Annotated in this window: 8 protein-coding genes and 1 pseudogene; 4 read left to right on the top strand and 5 right to left on the bottom strand. The window is 35.2% G+C overall.

Going from position 1 to position 7,183, the window contains the following annotated elements:
* Positions 1-347 precede the first annotated feature (347 nt).
* Positions 348-596, top strand: coding sequence for a type II toxin-antitoxin system RelB/DinJ family antitoxin (locus QM859_RS08995; protein ID WP_001018847.1), 249 nt, complete (start codon positions 348-350; stop codon positions 594-596).
* On the top strand, positions 593-892 hold the full coding sequence (locus QM859_RS08990) for a type II toxin-antitoxin system RelE family toxin (protein ID WP_003015041.1): 300 nt from the start codon (positions 593-595) through the stop codon (positions 890-892). Before QM859_RS08995 ends, QM859_RS08990 begins: the two co-directional genes overlap by 4 nt.
* 141 nt (positions 893-1,033) lie before the next feature.
* On the opposite strand, the gene QM859_RS08985 is transcribed toward QM859_RS08990, so the two are convergent.
* The gene (locus tag QM859_RS08985) at positions 1,034-1,363 is read right to left on the bottom strand and encodes a plasmid mobilization protein (protein ID WP_239665092.1); all 330 of its coding nucleotides are present in this window, start codon (positions 1,361-1,363) and stop codon (positions 1,034-1,036) included.
* A gap of 1,006 nt (positions 1,364-2,369) precedes the next feature.
* Here QM859_RS08985 and QM859_RS08980 point away from each other — a divergent pair.
* The gene (locus QM859_RS08980) at positions 2,370-3,182 is read left to right on the top strand and encodes a replication initiation protein (RefSeq protein ID WP_414262832.1); all 813 of its coding nucleotides are present in this window, start codon (positions 2,370-2,372) and stop codon (positions 3,180-3,182) included.
* An 83-nt stretch (positions 3,183-3,265) separates the two neighbouring features.
* On the opposite strand, the gene QM859_RS08975 is transcribed toward QM859_RS08980, so the two are convergent.
* Positions 3,266-4,564, bottom strand: coding sequence for a plasmid recombination protein (locus QM859_RS08975; protein ID WP_414262831.1), 1,299 nt, complete (start codon positions 4,562-4,564; stop codon positions 3,266-3,268).
* A 793-nt stretch (positions 4,565-5,357) separates the two neighbouring features.
* Between QM859_RS08975 and QM859_RS08970 the strand changes: the two are divergent.
* Positions 5,358-5,480, top strand: a pseudogene (locus QM859_RS08970) (transposase); the annotation flags it as partial.
* A gap of 65 nt (positions 5,481-5,545) precedes the next feature.
* Here the strand turns inward: QM859_RS08970 and QM859_RS08965 are convergent.
* From QM859_RS08965 to QM859_RS08955, 3 genes are all read right to left on the bottom strand, one after another.
* Positions 5,546-5,737 carry a hypothetical protein gene (locus QM859_RS08965; RefSeq protein WP_000157573.1) on the bottom strand — a complete coding sequence of 64 codons (192 nt, stop codon included), beginning with the start codon at positions 5,735-5,737 and terminating at the stop codon, positions 5,546-5,548.
* Positions 5,686-5,877 carry a nucleoside hydrolase-like domain-containing protein gene (locus tag QM859_RS08960; RefSeq protein WP_079266279.1) on the bottom strand — a complete coding sequence of 64 codons (192 nt, stop codon included), beginning with the start codon at positions 5,875-5,877 and terminating at the stop codon, positions 5,686-5,688. Before QM859_RS08960 ends, QM859_RS08965 begins: the two co-directional genes overlap by 52 nt.
* An 85-nt stretch (positions 5,878-5,962) precedes the next feature.
* Positions 5,963-6,571: a DUF1269 domain-containing protein gene (locus QM859_RS08955; protein WP_031576645.1), complete on the bottom strand. Its 609-nt coding sequence runs from the start codon at positions 6,569-6,571 to the stop codon at positions 5,963-5,965.
* Positions 6,572-7,183: the final 612 nt, after the last annotated feature.

Genomic DNA, 7,183 nt, shown 5'->3' with positions numbered 1-7,183 from the left:
TAAAAGGTACTAGAAGAGATACTGCTTATTACTCAAGATGGGTTTGCCCTAAAGTCTCTTAAACAATAAGGTGAATTTTGAGATGAACTTTTCAAAAAAACAACTTTCCGAAAAATTGGTCTTTTTCGGAAAGTTGTGTAATGAACAGAAAAACAGCGAAAACCATTGACGCTGTAGGGATTTTTAGCGGTAGATTGTCCGTACTTTAATCTGAAAATAGACCAGAATGACTATCTCAGCATCATTTTTTGACAATTTATACAGAAAAATTATCAACGAGAAAAAAAATAGTTTGAAGAAATCTGTTTTTTTGTGTATAATATACACAAAAAGATGAGGTGATTTAAATGGCTATTACAACTACAAAAGCAAGATTGAATCTAAGTATTGACTCTGAATTAAAACAGGAAGTCGGTGAGGTCTTAAACGAGATTGGACTTGACTATACCACAGCAATTAATTTATATTTCAATAAAATCAGACGTGATCGTAAAATTCCATTTGAACTTGAAGCACGAAAAAATTTAACTGTCGATGAATTTCTTGGTTCAAATTGGCGTGAAGGTTTGGAAAATGTAGAGGATGGTTGGGATTGAGTTATAAAGTTGAATTGATACCTGAAGCACAAGATGATTTTTATAAATTAGATAATAGTCAACGTCTTCATGTTAAAAAGTCACTTATCAAGTTAGAAAATCAAGGAATGCTTGCCGGAGAGGCTCTTCACGGTAATCTAGCAGGTTACAGGAAGTTAAAACACAAAAAACTGGGCCTGAGAATTGTTTTTCATGAAACTGTCAATGCAATTGAAATTATTGAAGTCATTGCTATTGGTAAGAGAAGTGATAACGAAATTTATACAATTTCTGAAAAACGTATAAGAAACAGATGAATTTATTTTAGCCAATCTATTATCCCCTAAAGAAATTGAAAGCTGGATGACTTATCTAAGTCACCCAGCTTTCGAAAAAAGTCCTTGTTGTTCGAGGACTTTTTTATGTATATAAAGCTAAAAAAGATGAGATGTACAAAGCTATTCCCAAAATTTCCACCATCTCTTCGCTTTCTGTTCAATCAGCAACTGATTATCTTTTTGAGTTGCCAAAATAATCGTATGCAGTTGCTCAATTTGCTTCTTGTAGTCGTCTATTTGAGTTTTAAGGTCTGATATACGCTCATCTTTCTCTTGTAATACATTTGTATTATCTACGTAGTCGCTTGTATTATCCTCTTGGAAGAGTATTTTTCTAGCATATGAACTGATCGAATCTCCAAGTTCTGCAGCTCTTTCCTTTAATTCTTCTTTTTCTCCAACGCTCATCCTGATATTTAGGACAGTCATTTTTTCAGTCAAAACTTTCACCCCGTTAGCTAATATAATACATATTATAACACACAGTATTATTAAATAATACACCATAATACAAGAAAAACTGAGTTTTTGGCTAAATTTCTTTAGTATATATTTAGCAGTGAGCACATGATAAAGATTAAATTCTTTTAAAATGCATTTTTAGCCCTGTACTGCGTTTTATAAGTTTAGCAAAGGAAAAACTACTGTGAATACTCAAGGATTCTGTTAACGTCCAAAATATGGCTTCTGAGAGTCGTTTTAGTTGTGAAAACTAGTTGATGGTGCAATAAATGCTTCAGATGAAATGTTTATAGTATTATTTGAAGTATTTGTCTACGAAGAGTATAATAAAAATGAAAAGAACTTATTTTGTGCTAGAAAGAAACTTGTTACTGAACCGGATACATACTATAGAGTTGTTAGTTGGAGAGAACAATGATCATGGAATCACTCATTGAATTACTCATTAACTTAATACTTATTTTCCCTGCAGTATCTATTTTATTTGGTTATTTTATTGGTAAGTTAATTTCAAATAAAAAAGCAAATAAATAGAGTGTTTCCTAAAATATTGTTATGACAGTTGAAAAAAATTAAAAGCAGGCAAAAGCCTGCTTTTTTCTTGATATTAGAATAGAGATTTTGAGCCATTATATTTTAAAGTGGTTAGATAGAAAATAGTGAACTGAATGAAAGATTTTTTTATTTTTTAAAAATAAAATATAGATTTTTTTCTTAAGAAGATACTTTCTAATTTACTTTCTAACCTACTTTATATTACTTTATATTACTTTGTCGACCTTAGAAACTCAGTAATATAAAGGGTTTACAGATAAATAATTGACTATTTTGTACCCCATTGATGACTATTTTGTACCCCATTGATGACTATTTTGTACCCCATTGATGACTATTTTGTACCCCATTGATGACTATTTTGTACCCCATTATTGACTATAAAATTAAAAATTGATAGAATATAGCATAATAGAAAACATAGTAAAAGGTAAACAAGATGGTATCAAATAGAAAATCAAGTAAGATTTATGAAGAACTAGCTTCTCGTCAAAATTATTTAGTTGTCCAGGCGAATGACTTGGCCAAAGCATTTGGTAATTTAAAAGCTTTTGAACACAAGGTTTTAGACTACTGTTTTTCATCTGTAACGAAAGATAGTAGAGTTGGTGATGTCTTTACGGTTCATAGTCTTGACATTATGAAGCACTTTGGCTTAACTAAAAACGGTCAGAATTATAGACGGATTGCAGAAGCTTTTTCGAGACTTAATGAGAATACAGCTCTATATATTCCTGAAACATTGCCTGATGGTAGACGTTCAATAATCATGACTCAACTTTTCAGCAGAATAAGATTTATTGAGGATGGCCTTGTAGAGTTTAAATTCTCTGAAGATGCTGGACCTTTAGTTTTTGAGTTGAAAAGAAACTACTACTCTTTCCATTTGGATGAGTTAGGAAATGTGAAATCAAAGTATTCTTTGATCTTGATGAAACTTTGGGAAGCATATCGCTTAGGAAATCGAGAATATACAACCATTAAGGGAAGTTTAGAGGAATGGCAAGATTGGTTCTTGGGTGAAGAAAAGTCATGGCCTGCAGGTTTATTTAAGAGGAATGCTCTCATGGTGGCATGCGAAGAATTAGAAATGAAATTCAACGCCGATATAGATTTAACAACTGTAAAAAAAGGACGAAAAGTTATCGGGTATGAGATGGTAATTAGGGATAGACGGATGCCAACCACTGCAGAGGTAATCATAGAAGCAGAGAAAGCATTACATCAGACAGATATCTATGATTTTTTGTAATTTGAACATGTATTAAGAATGAGGACTTGCATATGCAAGTCCTTTTCTAGGAGGAGAAAAGAATAAAGGTTCCCCTAATTTATCTAACGATCTAAATCAAAATCTTGCCACAAACCTCCTTCAATTTCAGCTTCTTGACGTTCATAGATTTTATCTGAGATCTCATTTTTTTCCTCTTCAGATAAATATCTTTCAAACTCTGATTTAAAACGTTTATAATTATCAGCTTCTTTCTTAGCTTCAAAATACTTAGACCAAGCATTTTGATTTTCATTTTCCAAGTGAGCTTTCTCTTTTTGGAATTCTGCTTTCAGTTCTCTGATTACGTTCTTTAAAGATGAAATTGTAGAATGTAACTTTTTAATGAACCCTATTTGAAGAATAGACTCTTTAAAATCGTTCAACAAATTCGACAATGGACTATAGTTCGCCTTCATGGCTATTCTATCAAACTCATTTTCAGGAACAATCACAACACGTTCACGGTTATTAAATAGCCCTCGCTCTTTGATTTCAAATTGACTTTTATCTACTTCAGTTTCACTGATCATTTTGAGACGTAACATAGCATTGATAGTTTCATCTTCTAATTTTGCTTTATCCAACTCTTCGGACATGTTTGCGACCTCGTTCTTTAAGTGCTGCAGTTCCTTCTCTTCTTGCTGCTTCTGTAATTCAATTTGTCGCATAGTTTCTTTATATTCTCGCATATCCTTAATATCGTTCGTCTGACCTAACTTGCGTTCGATATTAAGGTTTTTCATAAAGTATTGAATCCTATCAATTTCATGATCACGAAATTGTTTAAGTTGGCCACGTCCTTTTTCTTTAAATCCTTCCTGGAGAAGAGCTTTTGAAAAAGATGGTTGTTTCGAAAGACCATTTTTATATCCATCAGCAATAGGAACAACATTGAAATGAGCATGAGGAGCTCCATCTTCGTCTAAATGGACAACTGCATTATAGATGACTAAATGATCGTGGCGTTCATTAAAATCTCTTACGTAGCTTGCTAGAGCCTCTCCTACCTTTCTTTTTTTATTGAAATCCATCTTTTCCCAGTCGGATTTATTACCTACTGAGACTACAAATTCACGTTGCAGATCCAATGTCTTTGATTTTTTAACGTGTTTGTAGTAGTCTTCAATTTTTCTATCCTTCCTCCGTTGTTTTGAATTGTAAGTATTTAAAGCATCGTCAAATTCATCGTGATAGACTTCTTTTATGTCACGTTTAATAATCGTTATATTTTCGTGGGACAATGCACGATTTATATGCCTGTGTTCATTACTTTTAAATTCTTCTTCGCTCAGATCTCTGTTATTATGACGTATATTTGTCATGCCAGTTTTTGTTTTAAAAGAAATGGTCATTTGATTCATTAGTTTATTTCCTCTCTTACTATTGTGATAGTAGTATGCCACAAAAAGCAAAAGATAATAAAAATTTTTGAAAATTTCCGTTCAAAACGCGATTAACAAATTTATTTGAGCATTTATTTTTCAAAAAGATGGTCTTATATAGTGCCCATCTTTTTAGAATTTATAGAACACTATACAAGTCCATCTTTTCAGAATTCATAGACTACTATACAAGTCCACGTTTTTAGAATTTATGGAACACTATATAAATCCATCTTTTTCAGAATTCATGGACTACTATACAAGCCCATGATTTTTAAATCTATGGATTTCTATATAGTTTCAGCAGATTAAAGAGAAATATTTAGCCCAAAATGTTGGGCTACGGCGTGGGGCTATCGCTATTCCACGCCAACTATTGTCGATATGTAATCAGTTGAAAATAAAAATATCTTTCTCGGATCAAGCAGAGTTTCTGTTACTCTTTGTCAAAGAGTAACGTTTTTGTAGTTTTGACATTGCTGCGCAACGTACAAAACTAAAACGCTCTGCCGAGGGCTATGGGTTGCACCCCTTTTTTGACCCTCACGGTTCAAAAAATTCACTGCTTTTTCGGCCCACAAAAGTGGACTCGAAAAAAAATCGGCGTGAATAACGCACCGAAAAAATTACCTAGGAACTCATCAATCATCAAGCACTTACTCATATCGTCCAACACCTCAGCCGTACTCTCAATCAAACTCGTATTCAACTCATGAAGTAATTTGACAAGAAATCCATTGACTATCGTGCCTTAAAATACTGCTGGCGATTGGTTCTCAAAGACATCAAACGCAATGCCTTTGGTTTTCGGAACTTTGAAAACTTTAAAAAACGGATTTACCTCGCTTTGAACTTCACAAAAAAGAGAACCAAGATGGTTCTCTCTAGGGCTTAGTTATATGTCCACCCACTACAGTTGACAATGAGCATTTTTAAGAGCAATAATCTAGCTCATCTAAATTATTTGACCGTGAGAATACGACGCACATAGGTTTTGAATGGAGTCTCGGTCACATTTTGCACCTCAGTAATGATATGGAAGGTATCGTCTGACTTTGCATCGTCAGGGATATGAACCGTGAGACTTGCGCCCTCTTCTGTTATATCGAAGACATAATGCGGGTCCACCTCTTCGGAATGTAGGGAGGCCATTCTGCCGTCCCCTCGTAGCGCTCCTGAATAGACTTGAGGGCTCTGGCAGTTGTATTGGTCCCGCCCCAGGTCTGGATATAGAGGGTTCGGGGGTCATCGTCCAAAATGAGCTCCTCTAAAAAACGTGATCCTTCCGTCACTTCCTTTTTCTAAAATCTAGTTTTTTTAAAAAATAGGCTATCTTCCAGAAGTAGAAAGCCTATTTTTTATGAGATGCTTGAGTGCTTACGCTTTCAATTTGTCAAATTTTGCTTTGACATTTGCCTTGAATTCTTCAAGTTTATCCTTGCGTTCGGCTTTACGTTCAGCCTTCATTTGTGCACGTGCCTGGTTGTAGAGGTCTTCTTGGACTTGCAGAGCTGCTTCGATTTCGGCTACGACGGTTGCTACATCCCAACGCATGATTTGGGTGTCGTACTTGGTGAAGTAAGCATCGATGACTGCTTCGTTGTCTTCTTGCACCAAGGCAACAACGGCTGTTTCACCGTTAGTCAATTTCTGAGAAACAACGTCAATCAGGCCAGTTTCTGCCGTATCAATGGTATCACCAGCAGCCAAACCATAGAGGCTACCCATACCATAACCAAACAAGACGCCGATAGGACCACCCAAAAGCCCGATAACTGCACCGAACAAGCCACCTTTTAGGGCTGCATCCGTCGTTGAATCTTCAAAGTCATAGCGTTCTTTTTCAACGATATGACCGTTTTCATTTTTGACCAAGGCGATTTGAGCAACCTTGGTCGTCTGAGTTTGGCGGAAAGCCTTCAAATCCGCAAAGGACTGATAAGCTTCGCTTTCAGTGTTAAAGATTGAAACTACTAGGTTTTCCATAGTTAGTACCTCTTTTCTAAAAATTACATATACATTATAACACAGTTTTCTTTTTTTGAAACTACTTTTATGCGACAATTTACATGATATGTCGCAATTTGTCAGCGTCGAAGGACTGGTGCAGGCAGCGGTATATCCTTGCCATATCTCGGGCCAGACACTCTGGCGACTCTGAGTGATTATCAAGAAAGGCGTCCAGCAACATCTTAAAGCCACCCGTGCAAAAAGTCAATAAATGGTGTCTTTCCTACAAATCCCCACCACTGATAGGGGGTACGAACATACACGAAAGTATGGCTAAACCCATGATACGTATAATGACGGTTGAACTGATTAATCCCTATATCCGTCATGTGGAACATAGCACGTAGTACCTGGGGCGGAGTAAAAGTAGTCGCTAGCGATCTTAAAGTTGTCGGTGACTAAGCATGAAAAAACAACATGAAGATTGACTACTTTGCTGTAACATCAAAGATGTCCCATCATAAAAGGTACTAGAAGAGATACTGCTTATTACTCAAGATGGGTTTGCCCTAAAGTCTCTTAAACAATAAGGTGAATTTTGAGATGAACTTTTCAAAAAAACAACTTTCCGAAAAATTGGTCTTTTTC

The sequence above is a fragment of the Streptococcus infantis genome (assembly GCF_047463175.1).
GTDB lineage: Bacteria > Bacillota > Bacilli > Lactobacillales > Streptococcaceae > Streptococcus > Streptococcus infantis_AC.
Note: the sequence above shows the minus strand (reverse complement) of the source record. Positions and strands in the feature narration are given on the sequence as shown.

Coding starts and splice junctions, on each gene's coding strand:
- QM859_RS08955 (WP_031576645.1), bottom strand. CDS start 6,571: ATGGAAAACCTAGTAGTTTCAATCTTTAACACTGAAAGCGAAGCTTAT.
- QM859_RS08995 (WP_001018847.1), top strand. CDS start 348: ATGGCTATTACAACTACAAAAGCAAGATTGAATCTAAGTATTGACTCT.
- QM859_RS08965 (WP_000157573.1), bottom strand. CDS start 5,737: ATGGCCTCCCTACATTCCGAAGAGGTGGACCCGCATTATGTCTTCGAT.
- QM859_RS08975 (WP_414262831.1), bottom strand. CDS start 4,564: ATGAATCAAATGACCATTTCTTTTAAAACAAAAACTGGCATGACAAAT.
- QM859_RS08980 (WP_414262832.1), top strand. CDS start 2,370: ATGGTATCAAATAGAAAATCAAGTAAGATTTATGAAGAACTAGCTTCT.